Raw genomic sequence first — 23622 nt, 5'->3', positions numbered from 1 at the left:
TAAAATTCGAAAATAGGGCAACTAAACTGTAACTATTTTCGTCCAATCTCGTGTACGAACCCGTTAATACAAATACGAAATAATATCATGAAACGACTACTTTCATCTACGCTGTTTGCCCTTCTTTTATTTACCTCACCAATTTTATTAGCTCAGGAAGCGCGCACCATCTCACTCCAGGAAGCGATTCAAATTGCCCTGGATAATAATTACCAACTTAAGCAGGCCAAGAATAATCTGGAGTTAGCCAATGAAAGTATTACTAGTGAGTATGCTGATTTTGCGCCATCCGTTTCTTCAAGCCTGAGTGGTGGCAGATCAACGGGTCAACAGTTTATTGCTGACCGATTGAGTGAGCCCGGTTTGAATCCATTTGTTGATGTTACCTCTCAATCAATTAGCGGAAGAATTGGCGTAGATATAACAATTTTTGATGGCTTCAATAATATACTTTCGCTTCGTGCAAGCCAGCAGTCAAAGGTTTCATCAGAGGAAAGCCTGCAGAGAGCTAAAGAACAAGTGATTTTTAATACGGCCACGAGATATCTTCAGGTACTGCTGGATCTTCAGCTTCTGGAAATTGCAGAAGAGAATCTTGAAAACTCTATGCAGCAGCTGGAACAAGTTCGTGCACAGGTAGAGGTAGGATCTCGCCCAACAGTGGATTTATACAATCAAGAAGCACAGGTAGCAAGTGATGAATTGGCCGTAACACAACAGGAAAACGGTTTGAAATTCAGCAAACTCGTTTTGGTTCGTCAGCTTCAGATTGATCCGCTTGGCGACTACGAATTTATTGTGCCTGAAACAGAAATGGAAGTTACGCAAAGTGTAGGGCACGACTTTAGCCTCAGTGAGCTTATTGACCAAGCTATTCTGAACCGATCAGATTTGAAAAGTGAGATTGCAGATATTAAAACCCTTGAGTATCAGCTTCAAATAGCTCAGGGAAGTTTATATCCTTCTGTATCCGCAAGTGCATCAATGTCTTCTCGGTACAGCGACCAGTATTCTTTGCCGGGGCAGGGAAGTGTTAGTTTCAGTGACCAGTTTTTTGATCAGCAAATTAACCGTTCGTTAGGCTTGTCAGTTAATATTCCGATTTTTCAGAATTGGAACCGTATGTACAATATTCAATCTTCAAAAGTACAGCTGAAGAATGCCGAGCTTTCGTTCGACAATTCTAAACTCCAGGTAATTCAGGAAGTAACGCAGGCTTATAATGATTACACATCGTATGTAAAACAGCTGGAAGCTTCTGAAAAATCAAGAAGAGCAAGTGAAAGAGCATTTGAAACCCAGCAGGAGCGGTACAATGTGGGATCAAGCACCCTTATCGAGCTGAGTCAGGCCCAGGCCAACTATGTTGAGGCACAGTCAAATTATACACAAGCGATGTACAACCTGATTTTCCAGGAAAAACTGCTGGACTATTACCTCGGTAAACTCAGTGGCGACAGCGTAGAATTTTAAACAAAACATATTTAATAAGTAAGGGATAGGATAGGGAAATGGCTAAGAAGAAATCTTCGACATCGAAATTGTTGATGTGGATCGGTGGGGTTCTCGGGGTAATTATTGCTCTGGGATTAACGCTGCGGTTCACCGGAGTAATTGGAAATTCAGAAACCGGTAAGGAAGTCGAGACAGCGACCGCCAAACTGAAAACTATAACTCAACTTGTATCCGCTTCCGGTAAAGTGCAGCCGGAAATCGAGGTAATTATACGCCCGGATGTTTCCGGAGAGATCATCGAGCTTGCCGTGAAGGAAGGCGACTTTGTGCGGGAAGGCGATTTACTGGTTCGCATCAAACCGGATATTTATCAGGCCCAGATCGATAACCTGAATGCAGCTCTGCTTACCCAAAAAGCACGACTGGAGCAGACCAAAGCATCGTTGATAAGGGCAGAGGCTGCTCACCAAAGAGACAAGAAATTGTACGATAAAGATCTCATTTCTGAGATGGATTACATTCAATCCAAGTCGGAGTGGGAATCTCAAAAAGCCAGTTTAAAGGCTGCTGAGTATCAAATTCAGAGTGCAGAAGCACAGTTGCGACAGGCTCAGGAAGAACTGGAGCAAACCGTTATTCGTGCTCCTCAGGATGGAACCGTTACCGGACTTGGAGTTGAAGAAGGCGAACGTGTGTTGGGTAATGCCCAAATGGCCGGAACCGAGATGATGCGTGTTTCCCTGCTCGACCGAATGGAAGTACTGGTTGAAGTAAACGAAAACGATATCGTGAATGTGGATTTTGCTGACACTACCCGAATTGAAGTAGATGCTTATCCTGAGCGACGATTTAATGGTGTGGTTACCGAGATTGCAAATTCAGCTCAGGTTACCGGAAGCGGAACCAACGAGCAGGTAACCAATTATCAGGTGAAGGTTCGAATCATCACCCCGCATAATTTAGACAGCAGCCCGGAAAAATTGGTTCGTAACGAAGCATCAGAAGACCCTGAAGAAATGTTCGTACCTAAATTCCGCCCCGGAATGTCAGCTACCGTAGATATTGAAACACAAACGGCCACTAATGTTGTGTCGGTACCAATACAGGCTGTAACGGTGCGTGATTTCGCTAAGGATGAAAAAGCTCAAAAAGCGGAATCTGATTCTGCGGAAATTATGCTGGCGAGTTCTCAGGACCACAGTGACCTGACTATCCAGGAAGAGGACATCCGAAAGGTGGTATTTGTTGTGGAAGACGGCCAAGCCATTCGTAAAGAAGTGGAGACCGGAATCAGCGATAATACGCACATTCAGATTCTTTCGGGAGTGAATGCCGGCGAAGAAATTGTAATCGGAAGCTATCGAACACTTTCAAATTTGCTTAAGGATGGCGATAATGTAATCGTTAACAACAAGGTAGCCACATTCAATTAATTAAATTACAGCACGGATACGCATCATGTCGAAGAAACCAGTTATTGAAATTACCGAATTAACCAAGGTGTACCAGATGGGAAACACAGAAGTTCACGCCCTTGCCGGTGTAACTTTTGATGTGAAAGAGAACGAGTACATAGCCATTATGGGACCTTCCGGTTCAGGTAAATCGACCCTGATGAATATGATCGGCTGCCTGGATACTCCAACAACCGGAGATTACATCCTTAACGGCAGTAACGTGTCGAACATGGATGATGCCGAGCTGGCCGAAGTCCGTAACCGGGAAATCGGTTTCGTATTCCAGACCTTTAACCTGTTGCCCCGAACTTCCTGCCTGGCTAACGCTGAGCTTCCTTTGATTTATGCAGGGATGAAGTCGGCAGAGCGTAAAGAAAGAGCTACCGAGGTATTGACCAAGGTAGGCCTTGGAGATCGTATCGATCACAAGCCTAACGAGCTCTCCGGTGGACAAAGACAGCGTGTAGCCATTGCTCGTGCGCTGGTCAACAATCCGTCCATTCTACTGGCTGATGAGCCAACCGGTAACCTGGATACCAAAACCGGGGAAGAAATTATGTTATTGTTTGAAGAGTTGTACCGACAGGGTAATACTATTATCGTGGTAACACACGAACAAGAAATAGCTGATCATGCCCGACGGATTGTGCGGCTCCGAGACGGAATCATTGAATCGGATGAAAAGGTTGAGAGACCGTTGCTTGCTGATCATCAGCTTGCCTGAGCTTAGATTTTGAATATATAGCTGCATAAAAAAAGGCGCTCACACGAGCGCCTTTTTTGTTTAATCAGAAAAAATGATTCCGGATTATCTTAAACCAAAACCAACACCTACGTTAAATGTAGAGTAGTTGGAAATCGTGTAGCTGGCTGAAATTCTGAATACTGCAAGGCTGAATCTCAAACCGGCAAAAGCACGCATGGAGTTATTATCCTTAATCTCCAGGTCTATGGGACCTTCCACAGATTCAATTCTCTTTTCCCGAGTCTCCGGATCAGTAGAGTTCGGATTGTAATTCGGGTTGAAAGAGGTAACAGGGTAGGCACCGGGTGTTTTAAGAGAAGTTTTCGAAGTTTCGAAACCAATTCCCCCATAAACAGATACGAATGGCACTGTTTTACCTACAATGGCATTATACGTGGTGGCTGTGGTTTCTAACTCAATTCCCTGCCCGTCCCACTGAGATGCGTTGTAAGGGTTATAAATGTCAGAACCTTCTTCCGGATCTACATTGAAGTTTGCATTCGCATTAAACTTGTTATACCCAATCTGAACGGAAAGGTCGACCGGTAATAATTTTCCGCCTGGTAACCACTGATTGATTCCATGCTTTACACCGACTCCGAATAACCCAACGCCGGCATCAACTACAGGGGCTGTGAATTCCGGGATATAACGCAGACTTATGTCGGTATCTTTAACAATACCAAGGCTTGCCTGAATCATAGGAGCAGGTGCATATGGAAATCCTGATCCGCCAGGAAGCCCAAAACGAGCCACTTCTTCTCTGTTTCCATTTTGAGGATTAGTGGCAAAGATACCTACTTCGGTATTGGTGCTTTTGTCTCCGGCAACCGTAGGCGTTTCAGAACCACCTGAAACCACTTCTAACTGCTGAAGAGCAAGCTGGCTGACATCAAAAATTTGATCAGACCCAGGAATAACAGCAGCCGATACATTCAGGCTTATATCAAAGCCAAGGGTTGGATGAGCTTTAGCGGTATTGAACCATCCTGTATTAAGTCCTGCTCCAAAACCTTTGGTGTAAGGTGCCAGATAGCTTTCCATCAATGTATTCGCATCTTCAGCACCTGCTCTTAGAATTGCTCCAGCATCCCCGAGTTGTGCTTGGGCATTCCCGACTGTAGCGAGGCTTATGACAGATAGGGCACATAAGCCTTTCGTTATTTTTTTGAATTTATTAAACATTCGTACTCCTGATATTTGTTGAGTGTTATGTTCTAATATCTATATAATTTTGCAGAGAGGGAATACCCGTATCCGGCGTTCGGAAAATATCCCTTTTATAGGGAATCAAGCATATTCAGGTATGAATTGTACCTGCTGGCAGCTATTTCACCGTCTTCAAAAGCTTGAGCCACACCGCATTTCGGCTCATGAGCGTGCGTGCAATTGTTGAACTGACATTCCTGTCTGGGTTCCAGCATCTCCGGGAAAAACAGAGACAATTCCCATGGTTCTATATTAACGAGCCCGAATTCCCGGATTCCGGGCGTATCTGCCAGGTATCCACCAAAACTGAGTGGAATCAATTGGGCGTAGGTGGTGGTGTGTTTTCCTTTGTTAGAAAAGTCGGACACTTCTTTCACTTTAAGATCATAGGAAGGATCAATAGCATTCACTAAGCTGGTTTTACCCACTCCGGAGGGGCCAATAAAAGCGGATGTTTTATCTTTGAGTTGCTCTTTCAGCTTTTGCAGTGAATCGGAGTTATCAATACTGGTGATTAAAAAAGTATAACCCAGCCCGGTATATAATTCTGAGAGTTCTTCAGCAAATTCGAGTCCGCCGCTTTTTGCCAGATCAATTTTGTTCAGAATGATAACCGGCTTCACTTCATAGGCTTCACAGGTGACTAAAAACCGATCGATAAACCCTTCCTTTACCTTTGGTTTCTTTATGGATTGAACCACACAAGCCTGATCAAGGTTGGCAACCAGTATTTGTTCACCTCTCTTGCCGTGGGTTGCCTGCCGGGTGATGTAGTTCTCCCGGTCATGGATCTTATCAATATTACCGGTTCCATCGTCATTGAGCTCAAACTCCACCCAGTCGCCAACAGCTATGGGGTTGGTGACTTCTTTCTCATTCAAACGAAAGCGACCCGGCAGACGCGATTCTATAATTTCTTTCCCGGTATCCACATGATACCAGCTACCGGTAGATTGTATGACTCTTCCTTTTTGCATGCGACAAAAATAAGGAAGGAAAAGGGATTAACAAGATGTGTTTTTCAGAAACCTTCAAGACAAATTCTGTAGCGCGATCTTACACTAATATTTAATGTTCATGAAATTCTCCGAGTAAGCTGACTCGATATAGTCTTTCAGGGAGTGGTTTGCCCATTTATCCTGAGACCCTTTTGCTATGAAGTTCAGAGCTTCGGTTACATTAGAGTACTCCCTGAACATGATATTACCCAAATACTGAAGATCTTTACGGATAAAACTGTATAGTTCTTCGGTGGTGCTGGCCACATGAATTCCCCCTTCGATCTCAGCTGTAATATTCTGAGCTATGGCTTTTGCGGTCATTTCAGAGAATGAGTGAGTACACGGCATGGCAATCCCTACTTTACTGTCTGCTTTTTGTATTACAGAAATGGCGCCTCCGGCAACGAATACATTTGGATGGTTAGGATGATAGAACTGGTCAGTTACACGAATCAGGCCGTTTTCATTGCCAAATTTTCGAGTAGTTTTAACAGCATCTATACCGTTAAAGGGAGGGATGATCATGGTAAATGAAGAAGGTAGAACGGTTCCGCCTTTCAGAATTATTTCAGTTGATTTCACCTCATGAATTTCAGCATTCAGATGAACTTTGATATTAAAGCTTTTAAAAAGCTCCATTGCTTTGTCGGAGTCTTCACCGAGTCCGCCAATTCCAAAATGGCCAAGGAAAGGCTCTGAAGTGATGAAATGGATAGGTACGTTGTCCAGTAAATCTGCTTTGTGCAATTGGTATAGTGCATTAAATAAAAACTCGTAGGCTACATAAGAATAACCGCCCCATTGCGAAGTACCTACCACCAAGGGGCCTGGTTTTTTCAAGTACTCTTTCCAGGCCTTTTTAGTAATTTGGGCATGTTCGAAACCACTGAATACGGACCATGTGTGTATGTTGGGATACAATCCCTTAATACTTGCAAATTTCGGGGTGCTACCTGTTGCTATCACAAGATAATCATACTCAATATCTCGATCAGGGGTGTATATTAGCTGATCCTCTAAATCAAACCCATAAACAATACTTTCGATAAAGGTAACCCCTAATTTTTCATATATGGGCCGGGTGTCAAAAGAGCTGTTTTCTATTTTCTTTTTCCCAAAGGGGAACCAGACCAGGGAGGGGGTAAATACAAACTCGGGTTTTTTGTCAATCACACTGATATCATATCTGGATTTTGTAGCCTTTGCCAACTGAACCGCCGTGGTATAGCCTGCAAAACCTGACCCTACTATAATAATTCGCTTTTTCATAACTCCCCCATTTTATTTGTATAGATAATATTGATTACTAATTTTTCTTGAAGATTTTATGAAGGGCCTAAAAAATTTAAAGGCTTTCATCATGGGTTCGAAGAGCAATTTTCTGTTACCAAAATATCTTATGTAGGAATTTTATGGCTTCAAATAGAATGAGAGGAACCAAAGTATCACAAAAACGATAATTTTATAACTGGCAAGAATAGTGAGATGTAAGTGAATCGGATATGATACGAACACAGAAAATCATAGCTTGAGAATATGGTACATATAATTTCTCATTTTTTGGTTCCCTTAATTGTAGCTTGGTTTTTTTACAGGTCGAAATGGAAATTGGCTTTCCTGATCCTGATAGCGACCATGGTAGTAGATGCAGATCATTTGTTAGCCAACCCGGTTTATGATCCAAACCGGTGCTCGATCGGATTTCATCCCTTACATACCATTTGGGCAATAGCTGTTTATATTCTGATGTTTACGATTCCTTTTTATTTAAAGTCCGGGAAGCTTTCAGAAGCGGGAGAGAAGTGGAACTTTCGGATACAACTTACAGGCTTAGGGCTGCTTATTCATATGCTGCTGGATGGATTGGATTGTTTTATATAGAGCAACTAATCAGAAACCGACTCTCTTCAACTCTTTACTATAATTCATGTTGATAAGATATTTTGTTTCATAAGGGATGGAATATTCCGGGTTAGACAAATTTCCCCCATGCCACAAGCTATCTGTTTTAAGAAATTGAATGATTTGTTGATCTACTTTCTCTCCAAATCCTTTAATTATTTCTACAGAATCAACTTCTACATCAGTATTGAAGGTGAGCATATAGTAAGCAGATTCCGTATCTAATTGCAGATTGTTAAGGTTCACGAAGAACTCAGAATAAATGCCCAAATCATAGTATATCCTGTATTCACTATGAAGATTTGGAAAGTTCTTTTTCAAATAGCTCAGTTTTTCTATCTGATTTTGGGCTTTTTCTGCAAATGGAGTTGGCTCCCCTGATGATCCTGAAATAATTAAAGGATTATCACACCAACTAAGAATATAATGCCCGTTTTTTTCTTGCTGAAGGTATAAAAGCCACTTTTGGCCGGGCCTAACCGAAATCTCACATTGTCCGACATAACTCATTTCAAGGGTGCCGGATATAAAGACCGAATCCGGAAATGCTCCTTTGAATGTTTGGACAGAATCAAGTTTGGCTTTGTATACTCTCTTTTCTTGATAATACTCAGATTCTTCAATTGAATTGATCGCAACGACTCCAATAAAATCTTCGACCATATACCTGCCGGTGACATTGGGAGCACCACAACTGCAAGCAGCAGCATTTTGAATTAAAAGCAAGGAGATTAAAAAAAGCAGACAAACTCTCATGAGGGAATGACTGAATCCAACTTGGATTTATCTTAAGGTTATAAATTATGCCGAACAAAAAAAGAGCGGGTAAAACCCGCTCTTTTAATACATCAGTGATGTCGGAAATAATTATTCGTCATCATCGCGACTTACCACTTCCACATCTTTTTGCGGCATTTTACCATTCTTACCGGATACCGAAGCTTTATGAGCTTCGCTTACCTTAAAGAAGTCGGAAGCATCCTGAACGGGTTCATCTTCGAGGATGATATCCAGCAGCGGATCCATACGTTCCAGGTATTCCACTTCCAGGTCGCCGAGGACCTCTTCTTCAATTTCAGCTACATCCTTCTCATTTTTCTTTGGAAGCAGCACTTTCTTAATGCCGGCACGCTTGGCTGCCAGCACTTTCTCTTTGATTCCTCCAACTGGGAGAACAAGCCCGCGAAGGGTAATCTCGCCGGTAAGGGCGATGGTGCCTTTCACTTTACGTTGTGTAAATATCGAGGCGATTGCTGACATCAGCGAAACTCCGGCAGAAGGTCCGTCTTTTGGAACTGCTCCGGCCGGTACGTGTACGTGTAAATCCCAATATTTGAACGCTTCTTCAGGAATACCGATTTCTTCGGAATGTGCTTTCAGATATGAGACAGCGAGCATAGCGGACTCTTTCATTACATCGCCAAGCTGACCGGTAATATTCAGTTTTCCGGAGCCTTTAGATACACTGGCCTCAATGAATAGGATGTCACCGCCGTACGGCGTCCATGCCATGCCTGTAGCCACGCCGGGAACGGTTGTCCGCTCGGCTGCATCGCTGAAGAACTTCCGCTTTCCGAGAAATTCTTCTACATCATCGGCTATTACATCAAACTCTTCGATTTCTCCTGAGGCAATTTTAGCCGCAACTCCACGGCAGCATCCGGCAATTTGTCGCTCGAGATTTCGAACACCGGACTCACGAGTGTATTGATCAATAAGTCGTTCAATGGATTCGTCCGTGAAAGAAATCTGCTCTTCTTTCAGTCCGTTTTCCTCAATTTGCTTGGGTATCAGGTACTTTTTGGCAATTTGAGTTTTCTCTTCCAGCGTATAACCGCTGATGTTGATGATCTCCATACGGTCTTTCAGCGGAGCCGGAATGGTATCCAGCGAATTTGCCGTAGCGATGAACATCACCTTAGAAAGGTCATACTCAAGCTCAAGATAGTTATCGGTAAACGTATCATTTTGTTCCGGGTCAAGAACTTCGAGCAGAGCAGAAGTGGGGTCACCTCTGTAGTCAGCACCAACCTTGTCAATCTCATCCAGCATGATAACGGGATTTCCTTTTCCGGCCTTTTTCATGGAACGGATAATACGTCCTGGCAGGGCACCTATATAGGTTCGGCGGTGACCGCGAACTTCGGCTTCATCTCTGATGCCACCCAGGCTGAAGCGTTCAAACTCTCTGTTTAACGCTCTTGCAATAGATTTCCCTAAGCTCGTCTTTCCAACGCCCGGAGGGCCATAAAAGCAGAGAATAGGAGCTTTCATGTCCTGCTTAAGTTTCAGTACGGCCAGGTATTCAACAATTCGTTTTTTAACCTTCTCGAGTCCGTAGTGATCTTCATCCAGCACTTCTCGAGCATATTTTAGATCCAGTTTATCTTCGGAAAACTCTTCCCAGGGCAGATCCAAAATCCATTCCACATAACTGTATATGATGCCGTAATTTGGGGATGCATTGGGCGTCATTTCCAGTCGCTGCAGTTCTTTTTCAGCCGTTTCGCGGGCACTGTCCGGAAGCTTTTTGCTTTTGAGGCGCTCACGCAGTTTTTCAATATCCTGCTGTTCAGCGTCTTCACCAAGCTCTTCCTGTATGGCCTTCATTTGCTGGCGCAGGTAAAACTCACGCTGCTGGTCATCAATATCCGACTTCACTTTAGTCCGGATTTTCTCACTCATATCCAGCACCTGCACTTCCTTCTCAAGGAACTCCATGACCTTATCCAGGTTCTCGGAAAATTTACGGATCTCCAGCAGAGACTGTTTATCCGAGATAGACACATTCAGGTTGGAGGAAATGAAATTCAACAGAAAAGTAGGGCTGTTGATATTATTGACGGCTATTGATGCCTCCGAAGGTATGTTGGGAGACATGTTGATAATCTTGGACGCCGTCTCTTTAATATTGCGAACCGAAGCATCCAGCTCTAACCCTTCAATATCCATTTCTTTATTGTACGGCTCCACATCGGCCTTAAAATAGGGAGTACTTTGGGTGAATTTCTTAACCTTGAAATTGGACTTGCCCTGAATAACAATGCTCTTACTGCCATCCGGCATTTTGATGAGCTTCAGAATCTGGGCAACGGTTCCAATCTTATGAAGGTCTTTGTACTCAGGTTCTTCTATATCTTCGTTTTTCTGGGTCACAACCCCAATGGTTTTGTCGCCATCGTAAGCCTCTTTTACAAGAGCAAGAGAACGATCGCGCCCAACGGTAATCGGAACAACGACACCGGGAAATAATACGGTGTTTTTGAGGGGCAGGATGGGGAGGGAATCGGGAATTTCAGCTTCTGTCAGTTCTTTCTCTTCTTCTTCGGACATGAGAGGAATGGCCTGCTCAAAATCATCGAAGTTGTCATCAGACTGATCGAATTTTTCAAATAAATCAAAGCGCTGTTTCATAAATAAAAATATCTGCAGTTTTTCGTTTGAATATTAAGGTGCAAATACGAAGCCATATCATTCACACAAAACAAAGCGTCAGAAACACCCGCTGCCTGTCAGTAATGTAGGGCAAAGTGGCAGGCTTTAAAAGTGGAACTGAAGGGTTGCTACCGAAACCCCGGTTATTGTGGGTTGATTGGTGAGGGAGTTGGGAGTTAACAGTGCGGCCACGGAAAAATCCCATTTCTTGGTTTCAATAGCGGTTCCAAGGCTAAGAAAATTGGGTTGTGCTGCTTTAAACTGAATTCCTCCGCGAAGGGGCAAGAACTTCAAAGGGCGAATTTCAACCCCCACAGAAGAAATTATTTTGGTTGAGTTAAAGGCATTATTGGTCAGTCCGATACTGACATCACCCATCAGTTTCAGCCGGTTAATTTCAAGCAAAGCTCCTCCGTGAACAGCCATCGGCAAAAGCGTGGAAAAAGAAGCTCGGCTTCGGTTGGTTCCTGTAAAAGGATTGTCTTCTCCATATTGCTCTATAAACGAGATGTATTGCCCTCGGGTGCCGGTAAACATTTCGTTACTTACGTTAGATGGAACCGCAGCTCCCGTCGTGGTGTCGGTATCCATTGAAATGGTAAGCTTATCGTTGTTATAAGAAACGAAGCCGATGTCGGTCATCGAAAACGAAAGCCGCAGCGATTTTCGGGTGGGCTGTTGATCCGGCCGAATGGCAGACAGGTCACTGCCAAGAGTGAGGAGGTAGGTCACGCCTATATCCAGCCCGGCCCCGATGCCATCAAAAGAGAAATAGTTATTATTGAATGACTGTGTATTGGCGGTTTGGATGTTGCTGCCGCTAAAATAAGCCCCGGTAGAAGCCGAAAATTCTCCGGTGGCATCATAAGAAAAGGATTCAATTCTTTGCACGGAATTACCCTGCTGCTGATATACATTCTCCCAGGCAGCATTTTGGTAGTTACCGCTAACCACGATTTTTGGCGCTATTCCGATAACAAAATTATCAAGCCGGGGGGTTAAGCCCGTTAGAAAAGGAAATGATTCCGCATACCCAAAAGAGAGTTCATGAAGCGTTTGGTACCGGTGGATCAAAGTACGATCAAGTACACTATTACCGTCCCGGTCTTCCTGAAATTCGTTGACATACCATCCTTTTCCGGCTCTGAAATTCGAAGAAGTACGGGTTCGGAGGGCAACAGAGAATGAACGATTTTCCCGTTTCCACTTCATACCCAATACGGTTACATCGTAGCGGGTGGTATTGTCGGAAAGGGTAGCATTACGGGGATAATTATCGTCCAGAATTTCATCCCGGTTTGAACTGAAAGAAGCTCGATTACCGGACTCATAAGCCGATAAATAATCCCGTGCGTTCTCATACTGCAAATTCGGATCGTCAAAACTCTCAAAGGGATTGAAGAAAAAACCGCCGATTCCAACCCCGATTGAAAAATCACCTTCACGGTCACGAATCATTAGGTTGGCAGGATTGTAGAAATTGGCATTATAGTCGGTGATATAGGTACTCCCGCCACCTCCAAGAGCCATATTTCTTGGAGTGATAACAGGCTGTGCAAGCACCGAAAAGCTGCTTAAACACAGGAACAGTAGTAAAGATATTGCCTGCCGACTATACATGATATTCTAACGCTAACGAGGGGAAATCTGTTATTTACTAATCAATTACCTGTAAAGGAGCTGCCCTCAGCATTAACTTTTTTTGTCCTCTATTTTTGAAAAATACAACAACTTTGGCATCTGTTCCTAATCCCGACCTGGAAATGATTTTACCGGGCCCAAATTTAGAGTGCATCACTTTGGTACCAACCTGGAAAGGATCTTCCCCGTCTTCATAGTCATAATGAATGGTAGCCGAGGGAGACTTGTAGGTTTTTTTGGTGTGGGCTTGCTTCCAATCGTAGTCCATGTCCCTGCCGGAATCCCCGGAGGATTTATTCTCAAACCGGTCTTTCTTTTGAGAAATCGTTGCCCCGGTTTCGGTTTGAACAACGCCGGCATCCACTTCGTCCAGAAATCGGGAACGAGACTGGCGCATTTCTTCCCCAAACTTGAACCGGCTCCTGCAATGGCTGAAATACAACCGTTCCTCGGCTCTGGTAATGGCTACATAAAACAGGCGGCGTTCTTCTTCGATGTCCACATCAAAATTATCCCGGGCACCCATGGGGAACAGATTCTCTTCAAGCCCAACAATAAATACACAGGGAAATTCGAGTCCTTTGGAAGCATGAACCGTCATCAGAGTGATAGCCGGTTTGTCTTCGTCGAACTTATCGGTATCGGTAATAAGGCTAATTTCCTGTAAAAAAGCACTCAGGGATGGTTTCTCTTTTCCTTTTTCGTAATAAGAGATCGCATTTTGAAGCTCTATGATGTTATCCCTGCGCATCATCGACTCATGGGAGTTTTCCTCAACCAATGCACGCATGTAACCGGATTGTTCCAGCATGGCTTTCACCGTATCCGAAATGCTCTCACCACCCTCAAGGTTACTTCGCAAGCGGTTGATCATATCTACAAATTCACGCACCCGGGCCTTGGCCGGTTTATAGACATCCAGCTCTTCAATGTTCTGAATGATATTCCAGATAGAGCTGCTTTCTTCCCGCGCCTGCTTGATCAAATCCTGTATGGATTTATTCCCAATTCCCCGCGAGGGTTCGTTGATAATCCGAAGCAGGTTGGTTTCATCATGGGGATTGACCAATAGGGTGAGATAAGCCAGCACGTCTTTAATCTCTTTACGCTGGTAGAAGGAGAGTCCGCCCACTAACTGATAAGCCAAATCCTTGCGCCTCAGGGCTTCCTCAAACACCCGCGATTGGTAGTTTGTGCGGTAGAGAATGGCAAAATTGTTGTTCTTGTAGCCGTGCTTCATCTTCAGATTTTGAATATGACTGGCTACGCGATTGGCTTCATCCCGCTCGTCAAAATTTTCCAGTACGGTGATGCGTTCGCCGTAATCCTGATCAGTCCACAGGGTTTTATCAAGCTGTTTGGTATTCTGCTTGATGATGGAATCGGCACACTGCAGGATGGCTTTTGTGGAGCGATAGTTCTGCTCCAGCGGGACCTGTGTCGCATCTTCATAATCCTCCTTAAAATTCAGGATGTTGGAAATATCTGCTCCGCGGAAGGAGTAAATACTTTGGGCATCATCACCCACCACACAAATATTTTCGTACTTGGCGGCTAATAACTTGGTTACTTTATACTGTGCATGATTGGTATCCTGGTACTCATCAATCAGAATGTATTTAAAACGGTCCTGGTATTTTTCCAGAATGTCCGGATGTTGTTCAAAAAGCTGAATGGGTTTCACCAGCAGGTCGTCGAAATCCATGGCGTTACTCTGCTTCAGCCGCTTGTTATAAATTTTGTACACCCGCGCTGTAATATCATCCAGCGTACTGCTCACAAAACGATCCTGGTAAGTATCGGCTTCAATCAGCTGATTCTTAGAGTCACTGATTTTATTATGGATGGTTTTGGGTTTGATCTCTTTGGGATCAAAATTCAGCTCTTGCAGAATCTGTTTGATTACCGTCTGTGAATCATTGGTATCGTAAATGGTAAAGTCCGCGCCATAGCCAATTTTATCGGCTTCAAAGCGCAGAATTTTTGAGAAGATAGAGTGGAAAGTACCCATCCAGAGTTTTTTGGCTTTATCGCCGATCAGGTTCTGAATACGCTCCTTCATTTCCCGGGCTGCCTTATTGGTAAAGGTTAAAGCAAGAATTTGCTCGGGTGCTGCTTTATACTGCTGCAGCAGGTAAGCAATTCGATAGGTCAAAACCCGGGTTTTTCCGGAACCTGCACCGGCCACAATAAGTAGTGGGCCATCGGTGTGCGTTACGGCCTGTTTCTGCTGCTTGTTCAGCCCGGATAGAAAGTCGGGCCGACCTTTAGGCTCTTCAGATGGAAGTGAAAATGTTTTCATAATATTCTTTTAACCACGAAGGGACAGAACATTCAAGTAGATAGAACTACTGACGTTTGCTCTCTGTATTCCTCAGTGAACGATGTGGTTATTCTTCAAAATCTTTGAGTTGTTCCCGCAGTTTAGCGAGGCTGTCTTCCGTGTCGGTTTTCTTCTTTTTTTCCAGCTCAACGACGTTTTCCGGGGCATTATTGATGAAGCCCTTATTGGCCAGTTTCTTCTCAATGCCCGACAAAAACCCCTCCAAGCGATCAATCTCTTTTTGAATACGCTCTCGTTCTTTTCCAAAATCAACGAGGCCTTCCAGCGGCACAAACAATTCATTTCCATCCACAATTGAGGAGGAGTACACTTTGGGTTTGTCAATTTGGGTTGAAATGGTTAGCGACTGAATGCTTTCCAGCTTTTTCAGCACAAGCTGGTTTCTAAGCAGTGCGTCTGCGGTGGATTGTTCTTTTGTACTAATCAGAACATCCAGTTCTTCTTTCGGGGAAACATTCACTTCAGAGCGGATATTTCTCAGGGAAGAAACCATCTGCTGCAGGGTGCTAAAAAGTTTGAGATCGTCTTCGTTTAACTTAGCATCATCGGTTTTAGGCCATTCGGAAATAAGAAGTGCTTCTTCCGCACTTCGTTCCTGAATGTGCTGGTAAATCTCTTCACTAATGAATGGCATGAAAGGGTGGAGGAGCTTCATGAGCTGCTCAAAAAACCCGAGCGCTGTATTGAGTTTATCCACAGGGATTTTCTCTCCATACACTTCCGGCTTGGCTAATTCGATATACCAGTCGCAGAAATCATCCCAGATCAGGGAATATACTTTCTTAAGGGCATCATTCAGCTTGTAGTTATCAAAGTCTTTATTGACTTCCTGAATAGTCTGCTGAATACGCGCAGCCATCCACCGGTCAGAAATATCTTCATTGTTGATTTCAAGGGTTGGCTCATACTTCTCGCCATCTTCCATATTCATGGTAAGAAAGCGGAAGGCATTCCAGATTTTATTACAGAAATTCCGTCCCTGCTCACACAGTTTTTCATCAAAAGGGAGGTCGTTACCGGCCGGGGTTGCAAAAAGCATTCCCATCCGGATTCCATCGGCTCCGTATTTTTTAATGAGCTCCAGCGGGTCAGGAGAATTTCCTAAACTCTTGCTCATCTTCCGACCTTTCTTGTCCCTTACAATACCGGTGTAGTACACATTGTCGAACGGCTTGTCGTCCATGTACTCATAGCCGGAAACAATCATACGAGCTACCCAGAGAAACATGATTTCAGGAGCAGTAACCAGATCTTTGGTTGGATAGTAATATTGAAGCTCTTTATTGGCCTTGCCGGTTCGGATGTAATCCGGATCAAAAACAGAAATAGGCCATAACCAGGAGGAGAACCAGGTATCCAGCACGTCTTCATCTTGCTTCAGATCAGAGGCTTTCAGGTCTTTATTCCCTGACTTCTCTTGTGCTTTAGGAAGAGCTTCTTCCATAGATTTAGCGACTACATAATCATCATGGCCTTCCCCGTAATAAAACACGGGAATTCGGTGTCCCCACCAAAGCTGACGACTGATATTCCAATCCCGGATGTTTTCCATCCAGTGCCGATAGGAATTCTTGAATTTAGCGGGATGAAATTCAACCGTGTCGTCCATCACGTTGTCGAGAGCAGGCTTGCTGAGCTGATCCATATCCACCCACCACTGCAGGGACAGTCGTGGCTCAATGGGTACATCGGTTCGCTCCGAGAAGCCTACTTTATTCTTATAATTTTCCACTTCTACAAGGTGACCGGCTTCTTCAAGGTCGTTAGCTATTTTCTTTCGAACCTCAAACCGGTCTTCTCCAATATAAAGCTGTGCGGCCTCGCTCATACTACCATCAGCGTTCAGCACGTCAATGGTTTCAAGACCATGCTTTTGTCCGATTTCATAGTCATTAACATCATGAGCAGGGGTAATTTTCAGACAACCGGTTCCGAATTCCATATCCACATAATCATCCTGAATAACGGGAATCTCACGGTTAACCAAGGGCACCATCACCTTCTTCCCTTGCAAATGCGTGTAGCGCTCATCATCCGGGTTCACACAAACGGCTGTATCTCCCAGGATGGTTTCCGGCCGGGTAGTTGCGATGGTTACAAACTCATCTTCGCCCACAATCTTATAACGAACATGGTACAGTTTGGAATCTACTTCTTTGTGGATGACCTCTTCATCACTTAGCGTAGTTTGGGCAGCCGGATCCCAGTTAATCATTCGCTCACCGCGATAGATTTTACCTTTCTCATGCAGATCGATAAATACATCAATCACGCTTTCTGAGTAATCCTCATCCATAGTGAAAGCGGTACGGTCCCAGTCGCAGCTGGCTCCCAGCTTTTTCAATTGTTCAAGGATGATTCCTCCATGCTCATGAGTCCATTCCCAGGCATGGTCCAGAAATTCTTCTCGTGTCAAATCTTTCTTAGTGATTCCCTTTGAACGTAGCTTGCGTACTACTTTTGCTTCAGTGGCAATGGAGGCATGGTCGGTTCCGGGAACCCAGCATGCGTTGTAGCCCTGCATACGTGCGCGACGAACCAATACATCCTGAATGGTATTGTTCAGCATGTGTCCCATATGGAGCACACCGGTAACATTAGGAGGGGGGATAACTACGGTAAAAGACTCTCGGTCGTCCGGTTCGGAGTGGAAATAATTGTTTTCCATCCAGTAGGAATACCATTTATCCTCAACTTTAGAGGCATCGTATTGTGCGGGAATTTCTTTACTCAAAACTTCAGCTTTTAAACTAATAGGTTCCGACGCAGAGCGTGCGGAACCAGTTTATTATGGTTGAATGTATTAATAAAGCCTCGCTCCACACGCTCTGCGTTGGAGCGATTGTTTGTAAACTTATTATTTAACTCGTTTCAGGAGCACGCCAAAGTGACCATCACAGCCGTGCTTGTGCGGGAATGTTTGGTAGGCTTTGCCTTCTTCAGCCAATACTTCTTCCGGCAGGTAATCTTCCAGAGGTTCAAGTTCAAAGTTATCGTACTTCTCAAGGAACTTGGTGATTTGTTCCATATTCTCTTCCGGTTCCAGAGAGCAGGTGCTGTACACCAAACGTCCGCCTCGCTTAACCATGTTGGCGGCTTCTTCCAGTAATTGTTCCTGAAGCTCAACTGCATTTTTCAATCCTTCTTCATCACGTCTCCAGCGAAGGTCAGCGCGCTTGCTTAATACTCCGGTTCCGGTACAAGGGGCATCAAGGAGTACGGCGTCCGCCAATCCCAGGGAAACTTCAAGCACATCACCGCGGCGGATTTTAATATTCTCGGCTCCGTAATTCAGGGCACTTTCAGCCAGCTTTTCCAACCGCTCGGAAGAAATATCTACGGAAAGAATTTCACCTTCGGCCTGCATCAGGTCGGCCATCATAATAGATTTAGTTCCCGGGGCCGCGCAGAGGTCAAATACTTTCTCGCCCGGCTGAGGGTCTAAAACAGTGGGGGCGAAACCGGCGGCAATATCCTGTACAAGGCAAATGCCTTTTGAAAGCAATCCCTTTGAAATAAACGGCTGTACAGAATCAATCTGATAGTAGTAGGGAAGCCAATCACTTGGTTTTGCATCAACATCCATTTTTTCGAGGCGCAGCTCAAAATTTTCCGGCTTGGTTCGCAGCGTATTAACTCGCACATAATAATGCGGGCGGGAGTTGTTGGCCTGCATCAGCTGAAAAGCTTCACGCTCTCCAAAACGCTTTCTCCAACGCTCCACCATCCATTCGGGATGAGAGAAAGTAGTGGCTACCAGTTTATTACGATCTTTAAATGCCGGCTTGGGAAGCTTTTCCCGATCGCGCTGCAGGTTTCTCATAATGGCATTCACCAAATCCCCGGTTTTAGAACCGAGTTTCATTTTGGCTATCTCAACCGCTTCGTTAATGGCAGCATAATCCGGAGTACTATCCATAAACAGCATATCATAAATGGCGAGGCGCAGGATATTCTTCAGGCCCGGCTTCATTTCAGCTACGGAAACGCTTGAAAATTCATCGATCAAAAAATCGAGATAGCTTCGTTTACGCATGATATTCTGCACGTATTCTCTGACCTGAGCCCGTTCTCTTGTTTCAAGCTCATCAGCCAGGTTATAATCCAGCCTCTGATTTTCATCGAAGTTTATGAGAATGTCTACACTTACCGAGCGTTCTGATAATTCAGTTTCCAAAGGAGTCGAGTTTTAAAATTGTGGTTACCTGCTACAAAAAAAGGTGATTTTCGTCACCTTGATGTCTTGGATGATGCAATAAAACGAGCCACGGTTTTAGGCGCGGCTCAATAGCTTGTAAAGATAAAATTTTAACAGGGGAGTTGCTAATGGAAGTACACCCAATTTAGCAGTTTTTTTTACCTTATGAGGGGTTTCTTGGCAGTGCTGGAGTGTGTGATCTCTACGAGCCAGCCGTGAACGGCATGATTGTTTACTGGAAAACAGGGGTATCCATAGCACCCAATCATGAATAATTAGTTTTCGTTACGATACTCCGCTCCGTAATGCCCGCCCGAGGCTCCTCCTCAATAACTACGTTCTGCCCCCGAAATCTCTCTCTCAAATTAGTTAACTCTAATCACTAAAAACTAACTAACCCAGCCAATTCTGAGGCTGAGCCTCGCAGTGGGGTTCCGCAGCGGAGCAGCGGAACCAGTACTCTTTAGTACCAACAAATCATGAATAGTTTCGAATCTCTTCCGGTACACAAGCATGGGGTTCAGCCCTGCGCTATTCAGGATCCGGCTCATTTCAATTTTGAAACTACTAATAAGATTTTTAGTAGCTAATCCTTTGATCGGACGGATACTCGATCTGATAGTCAAACCTCAGCGATTCGGAACTATTCGGAGAAAGGGTTAAAGTCCAGGTTACAATACCCGTTTCTTTGTCCAGATTTCCCCCGCTAAGCCGGTTTGCATTCACCTTTATGTCTTCGTTTTCGGAAATCGGAAGCTGATCTTTTACCGTTATCGTAATAGATTCGGACTTGGTGTTCCGGATGTTAATTTCCCAGGCATGTTTTTCCCGGACTCTGTTTCCGAAGAAATTTCGTTCTTCAAAATCCCGGAGCTTAGTACGATCCACAATAATTCCTTCATCACGGCCAAGTGAAACCGACAGGGTGTCACCAAATGAATTGGGATTTAATCGGGTGGTGCCAATAAAGCTGTTCTCGAAATAGATGTTGGCTTCTCCGGCAATCAGATTCAATTCATCCCAGTCCGATATCTTCCCGATCAGGTAGGCATGTTGCGCGTGCTTCGGGATGGTTGAATAGCTGTAATCCGTAGTTGTTTCTGCTCGCTTAATTTCAACATTATGGGCTTTCCCGTCTGACGGAACAGTGTATGGAGTGTTAATTTTATAGCTAAATGATGTTTGGTTTTGGGTGAAGTCAACGCTTGGTAACTGAGCCTCCATAGCTATCTCAGCTCGCTTGGCAGCATCAGATTCTGCATATCCCGTAACTACTAATTCATCCATCATACTCTGTTTGGCAGGTTGAGGATAGGCCTGAACAAAATCGACATAGGTTGGAGAAATATTTGGTAATGTGGCACCGGCTGATGGATTTCCTGAATTGATAGTAAGGTTCACTTCATCCCAATCGATGCCGGTATTCTGATATACCTTTGCTTTGTAATTGATGTGTAGTGGTTCTGAAACACTCTGCGACCGGATATCATAGGAAGGTGTCCACCTGGCAGACCTGACCAGATAACTAAGAGTAAAGGTTAAGGTTTGAGCCTGTTCCGAATGGACTTCAGCAATTACCTCAGAAAACCGATTACGTTGACTCCCACTCAACTCTCGAATCTGAGCATTGATTTTATTAAGTTCGGCCCTTTTGATATTTAAGTTTTTGGACAGGGAGATTCTCTCTCGCTCAAGTTTCGATGCACGGCTCCGGTAAAGATCAAGAAATTGGGTGAGTTCAGCCGCAGTCAGCTCATGATTTTGCACTTCTGAGGTGGTGCTTTCCAATAATCTCATTTCCTGTTGTATCACATTCAGGTCCGATTCCAGGAAAGTAACTTCCTGCTGAAGAGAGTCTCTTCGTTGTTCAAGTTGTAAGACCTGTGGATTTCGTTGCTGAGATTTAAAATAGTTATACCTTTGCGTTATGGACAGAACCGTGAACTGTCCATCCGCTTTAAGCTGAATGCTGTTTTGATTCATAGAAGGGGTGAGCTGCTCAAATACAACGATATTTTTTCCGGCCTTTAAATTGACGGCGGCCTTTCGCTGAATCTGTGCTTGTTGTCTGTATACGGTTACTTCATCAATCTGAGAGGTGGTAAGCAGAGAGTCGGCAGGCGGGAATGCATTCACAAAAAGGAAGAGCACAAATAGGAGGGTGTTCATAATTCACTTGATTGATTAATGGGTTGTTTAACATCAATATAGCTGGGCGTAAATAAACCCGCATTTTAATGTGAGACTGATGCTCAACAAACTAAACGGGTGCATCAAAATTGTCTGTAATATTTCATAAGAATTTTGATTGCCTCTCTTTATGTATCTGCCTATCTTTACCAGCCTTTGCAGTAGTGCATAATTCAGGCTACTAATTCATCAAAGCAAAACTAACAAAATCGCGATATAGCACATGAATAAAGGAACTATAGCGCAGGTAATTGGACCTGTAGTTGATGTTGATTTCTCTGAAAGTAAAACTCCGGCTGTTCTCAACGCCCTTGAGATTAAAATGACAGACGGCTCAACCCTAACTCTTGAAGTTGCTCAACACCTTGGTGAAGATCGTGTGCGTACCATCGCGATGGATTCTACCGACGGACTTGTTCGCGGTATGGAAGTTGTTGACACCGGTAAAGCTATTTCGATGCCGGTGGGAGAAGATATCCGAGGCCGACTATTTAATGTAGTAGGGGATTCTATTGATGGGATCGATGCTCCGGAAGGAAAAAATTCTTACCCAATTCACCGCCAGGCTCCGGCTTTCGATCAGCTTGCTACATCAACCGAGATGCTTGAGACAGGGATCAAAGTTGTTGACCTGCTTTGCCCGTATGCCAAGGGTGGTAAAATTGGATTGTTTGGTGGTGCCGGTGTAGGTAAAACCGTATTGATTCAGGAGCTGATTAACAATATTGCGAAGCAGCACGGTGGACTTTCCGTATTTGCCGGTGTTGGTGAGCGTACCCGTGAAGGAAATGACCTTCTGCGTGAGTTTATCGAGTCCGGTATTATCAACTACGGCGATGAATTCAAAGAATCTATGGAAGAGGGCGAATGGGACCTTTCCAAAGTAGATAAAACGAAATTAAAAGAATCTCAGGCTACACTGGTATTTGGTCAGATGAACGAGCCTCCGGGTGCACGTGCACGTGTGGCACTGTCGGGGCTAACAGTAGCTGAGTATTTCCGTGATGAAGTATCCCGTGATATCCTGCTCTTTATTGATAACATTTTCCGATTTACACAGGCCGGTTCTGAGGTGTCTGCACTTCTGGGACGTATGCCTTCTGCGGTAGGTTACCAGCCAACGCTGGCTACCGAGATGGGTGACCTTCAGGAGCGTATTACTTCTACCAAGAGCGGATCAATTACATCGGTTCAGGCCGTTTATGTACCTGCCGATGACTTGACTGACCCTGCTCCGGCTACCACCTTTACTCACTTGGATGCAACAACCGTACTTTCTCGTGCATTAACACAGATCGGTATTTACCCAGCGGTAGATCCTCTGGATTCATCATCAACTATTCTGGATCCGAAGGTTGTTGGACAAGAGCACTATGACGTTGCCAACCGCGTGACTCGTCTGCTTCAGAACTACAAAGACCTTCAGGATATTATTGCCATCCTCGGTATGGATGAGCTTTCTGACGAAGATAAGCAGGTTGTACACCGTGCCCGTCGTGTTCAGCGATTCCTCTCTCAGAACTTCCACGTGGCCGAGCAGTTTACAGGTCAGCCGGGTGTTTATGTGAAAGTTGATGAGACGGTTAAAGGCTTCAAGATGATTCTTGACGGCGAACTTGATCACCTTCCTGAGAACGCATTCTACATGGTAGGAGATATCAACGAAGCTATCGAGAAAGGTGAGAAGCTGCTCGCTGAAGCTGAAGAACAAGAAGCTGTTTAAATCTAATCAGGTATTTTCATGAGCTCATTTAATGCACAGATTTTAACTCCGAACGGTTCTCTTTTTGAAGGAGAAGTAACCGGAGTGAAGTTACCCGGAACGCAGGGCAGCTTTGAAGTCAAGGCAAATCACGCGCCCATTGTATCAACTCTGGAAAAGGGAAGTGTACTTGTGCGTAAAGATGATGGAGATACAAACTTTCTGATCTCCGGTGGGTTTGTTGAAGTAAACAACAACAAACTTACTTTATTGGCAGAATCTGTAGAAGAAGCCTGATTCTGAAACCATTTATTATTTAGTGTTAAAAAGCCGGTGGGAACAT

The 23622-nt window shown here is 44.4% G+C and carries 16 protein-coding genes; 6 read left to right on the top strand and 10 right to left on the bottom strand.

Going from position 1 to position 23622, the window contains the following annotated elements; genetic code table 11:
- Window positions 1–87: 87 nt before the first annotated feature.
- The 3 genes from NM125_RS15095 to NM125_RS15085 are packed head-to-tail and all read left to right on the top strand — an operon-like array spanning window position 88 to window position 3636.
- Window positions 88–1473 (top strand): TolC family protein, encoded by a 1386-nt coding sequence (locus tag NM125_RS15095; RefSeq protein ID WP_255135809.1) that lies wholly within the window; start codon window positions 88–90, stop codon window positions 1471–1473.
- Between the two features lie 38 nt (window positions 1474–1511).
- A complete protein-coding gene (locus NM125_RS15090) occupies window positions 1512–2888 on the top strand; it encodes an efflux RND transporter periplasmic adaptor subunit (RefSeq protein WP_255135808.1) in 1377 nt (458 codons plus the stop codon).
- A 25-nt stretch (window positions 2889–2913) separates the two neighbouring features.
- Window positions 2914–3636: an ABC transporter ATP-binding protein gene (locus NM125_RS15085; RefSeq protein WP_255135807.1), complete on the top strand. Its 723-nt coding sequence runs from the start codon at window positions 2914–2916 to the stop codon at window positions 3634–3636.
- A gap of 84 nt (window positions 3637–3720) precedes the next feature.
- Here NM125_RS15085 and NM125_RS15080 read toward each other — a convergent pair whose 3' ends face one another.
- From NM125_RS15080 to NM125_RS15070, 3 genes are all read right to left on the bottom strand, one after another.
- Window positions 3721–4842: a DUF6588 family protein gene (locus tag NM125_RS15080; RefSeq protein ID WP_255135806.1), complete on the bottom strand. Its 1122-nt coding sequence runs from the start codon at window positions 4840–4842 to the stop codon at window positions 3721–3723.
- Between the two features lie 95 nt (window positions 4843–4937).
- A complete protein-coding gene (gene rsgA / locus NM125_RS15075; RefSeq protein ID WP_255135805.1) occupies window positions 4938–5843 on the bottom strand; it encodes a ribosome small subunit-dependent GTPase A in 906 nt (301 codons plus the stop codon).
- A gap of 84 nt (window positions 5844–5927) precedes the next feature.
- Window positions 5928–7136: an NAD(P)/FAD-dependent oxidoreductase gene (locus NM125_RS15070; protein WP_255135804.1), complete on the bottom strand. Its 1209-nt coding sequence runs from the start codon at window positions 7134–7136 to the stop codon at window positions 5928–5930.
- A gap of 267 nt (window positions 7137–7403) precedes the next feature.
- Between NM125_RS15070 and NM125_RS15065 the strand changes: the two genes are divergently transcribed.
- Window positions 7404–7748, top strand: coding sequence for a DUF6122 family protein (locus NM125_RS15065; protein ID WP_255135803.1), 345 nt, complete (start codon window positions 7404–7406; stop codon window positions 7746–7748).
- Between the two features lie 9 nt (window positions 7749–7757).
- Here the strand turns inward: NM125_RS15065 and NM125_RS15060 are convergent, their stop codons facing one another.
- The 7 genes from NM125_RS15060 to NM125_RS15030 all read right to left on the bottom strand — a co-directional run bounded on the left by NM125_RS15060 (window position 7758) and on the right by NM125_RS15030 (window position 21556).
- On the bottom strand, window positions 7758–8525 hold the full coding sequence (locus tag NM125_RS15060) for a hypothetical protein (protein ID WP_255135802.1): 768 nt from the start codon (window positions 8523–8525) through the stop codon (window positions 7758–7760).
- Between the two features lie 111 nt (window positions 8526–8636).
- Window positions 8637–11183: an endopeptidase La gene (gene lon, locus NM125_RS15055; RefSeq protein WP_255135801.1), complete on the bottom strand. Its 2547-nt coding sequence runs from the start codon at window positions 11181–11183 to the stop codon at window positions 8637–8639.
- Between the two features lie 126 nt (window positions 11184–11309).
- The gene (locus NM125_RS15050; RefSeq protein ID WP_255135800.1) at window positions 11310–12767 is read right to left on the bottom strand and encodes a DUF5723 family protein; all 1458 of its coding nucleotides are present in this window, start codon (window positions 12765–12767) and stop codon (window positions 11310–11312) included.
- 94 nt (window positions 12768–12861) lie between these two features.
- Complete coding sequence (locus tag NM125_RS15045) at window positions 12862–15147, bottom strand: ATP-dependent helicase (protein WP_255135799.1); 2286 nt, start codon at window positions 15145–15147, stop codon at window positions 12862–12864.
- 88 nt (window positions 15148–15235) lie between these two features.
- Window positions 15236–17923 carry a valine--tRNA ligase gene (locus NM125_RS15040; protein WP_255135798.1) on the bottom strand — a complete coding sequence of 896 codons (2688 nt, stop codon included), beginning with the start codon at window positions 17921–17923 and terminating at the stop codon, window positions 15236–15238.
- A 123-nt stretch (window positions 17924–18046) separates the two neighbouring features.
- The gene (rsmB, locus tag NM125_RS15035; RefSeq protein ID WP_255135797.1) at window positions 18047–19366 is read right to left on the bottom strand and encodes a 16S rRNA (cytosine(967)-C(5))-methyltransferase RsmB; all 1320 of its coding nucleotides are present in this window, start codon (window positions 19364–19366) and stop codon (window positions 18047–18049) included.
- A gap of 600 nt (window positions 19367–19966) precedes the next feature.
- The gene (locus NM125_RS15030) at window positions 19967–21556 is read right to left on the bottom strand and encodes a DUF4139 domain-containing protein (protein ID WP_255135796.1); all 1590 of its coding nucleotides are present in this window, start codon (window positions 21554–21556) and stop codon (window positions 19967–19969) included.
- A gap of 244 nt (window positions 21557–21800) precedes the next feature.
- Between NM125_RS15030 and atpD the strand changes: the two genes are divergently transcribed.
- The gene (gene atpD / locus NM125_RS15025) at window positions 21801–23300 is read left to right on the top strand and encodes a F0F1 ATP synthase subunit beta (protein WP_255135795.1); all 1500 of its coding nucleotides are present in this window, start codon (window positions 21801–21803) and stop codon (window positions 23298–23300) included.
- Between the two features lie 18 nt (window positions 23301–23318).
- A complete protein-coding gene (atpC, locus tag NM125_RS15020; RefSeq protein ID WP_255135794.1) occupies window positions 23319–23576 on the top strand; it encodes an ATP synthase F1 subunit epsilon in 258 nt (85 codons plus the stop codon).
- The last annotated feature ends 46 nt before the right edge of the window (window positions 23577–23622 follow it).

The organism is Gracilimonas sediminicola (genome assembly GCF_024320785.1).
Taxonomy (GTDB): Bacteria; Bacteroidota; Rhodothermia; order Balneolales; family Balneolaceae; genus Gracilimonas; species Gracilimonas sediminicola.
Note: the sequence above shows the minus strand (reverse complement) of the source record. Positions and strands in the feature narration are given on the sequence as shown.

What these genes read in the sequence shown, in the direction of transcription:
- NM125_RS15095 (WP_255135809.1), top strand. Translation starts at nt 88, where the DNA reads ATGAAACGACTACTTTCATCTACGCTGTTTGCCCTTCTTTTATTTACC.
- NM125_RS15090 (WP_255135808.1), top strand. Translation starts at nt 1,512, where the DNA reads ATGGCTAAGAAGAAATCTTCGACATCGAAATTGTTGATGTGGATCGGT.
- NM125_RS15085 (WP_255135807.1), top strand. Translation starts at nt 2,914, where the DNA reads ATGTCGAAGAAACCAGTTATTGAAATTACCGAATTAACCAAGGTGTAC.
- NM125_RS15080 (WP_255135806.1), bottom strand. Translation starts at nt 4,842, where the DNA reads ATGTTTAATAAATTCAAAAAAATAACGAAAGGCTTATGTGCCCTATCT.
- rsgA (WP_255135805.1), bottom strand. Translation starts at nt 5,843, where the DNA reads ATGCAAAAAGGAAGAGTCATACAATCTACCGGTAGCTGGTATCATGTG.
- NM125_RS15070 (WP_255135804.1), bottom strand. Translation starts at nt 7,136, where the DNA reads ATGAAAAAGCGAATTATTATAGTAGGGTCAGGTTTTGCAGGCTATACC.
- NM125_RS15065 (WP_255135803.1), top strand. Translation starts at nt 7,404, where the DNA reads ATGGTACATATAATTTCTCATTTTTTGGTTCCCTTAATTGTAGCTTGG.
- NM125_RS15060 (WP_255135802.1), bottom strand. Translation starts at nt 8,525, where the DNA reads ATGAGAGTTTGTCTGCTTTTTTTAATCTCCTTGCTTTTAATTCAAAAT.
- lon (WP_255135801.1), bottom strand. Translation starts at nt 11,183, where the DNA reads ATGAAACAGCGCTTTGATTTATTTGAAAAATTCGATCAGTCTGATGAC.
- NM125_RS15045 (WP_255135799.1), bottom strand. Translation starts at nt 15,147, where the DNA reads ATGAAAACATTTTCACTTCCATCTGAAGAGCCTAAAGGTCGGCCCGAC.
- NM125_RS15030 (WP_255135796.1), bottom strand. Translation starts at nt 21,556, where the DNA reads ATGAACACCCTCCTATTTGTGCTCTTCCTTTTTGTGAATGCATTCCCG.
- atpD (WP_255135795.1), top strand. Translation starts at nt 21,801, where the DNA reads ATGAATAAAGGAACTATAGCGCAGGTAATTGGACCTGTAGTTGATGTT.
- atpC (WP_255135794.1), top strand. Translation starts at nt 23,319, where the DNA reads ATGAGCTCATTTAATGCACAGATTTTAACTCCGAACGGTTCTCTTTTT.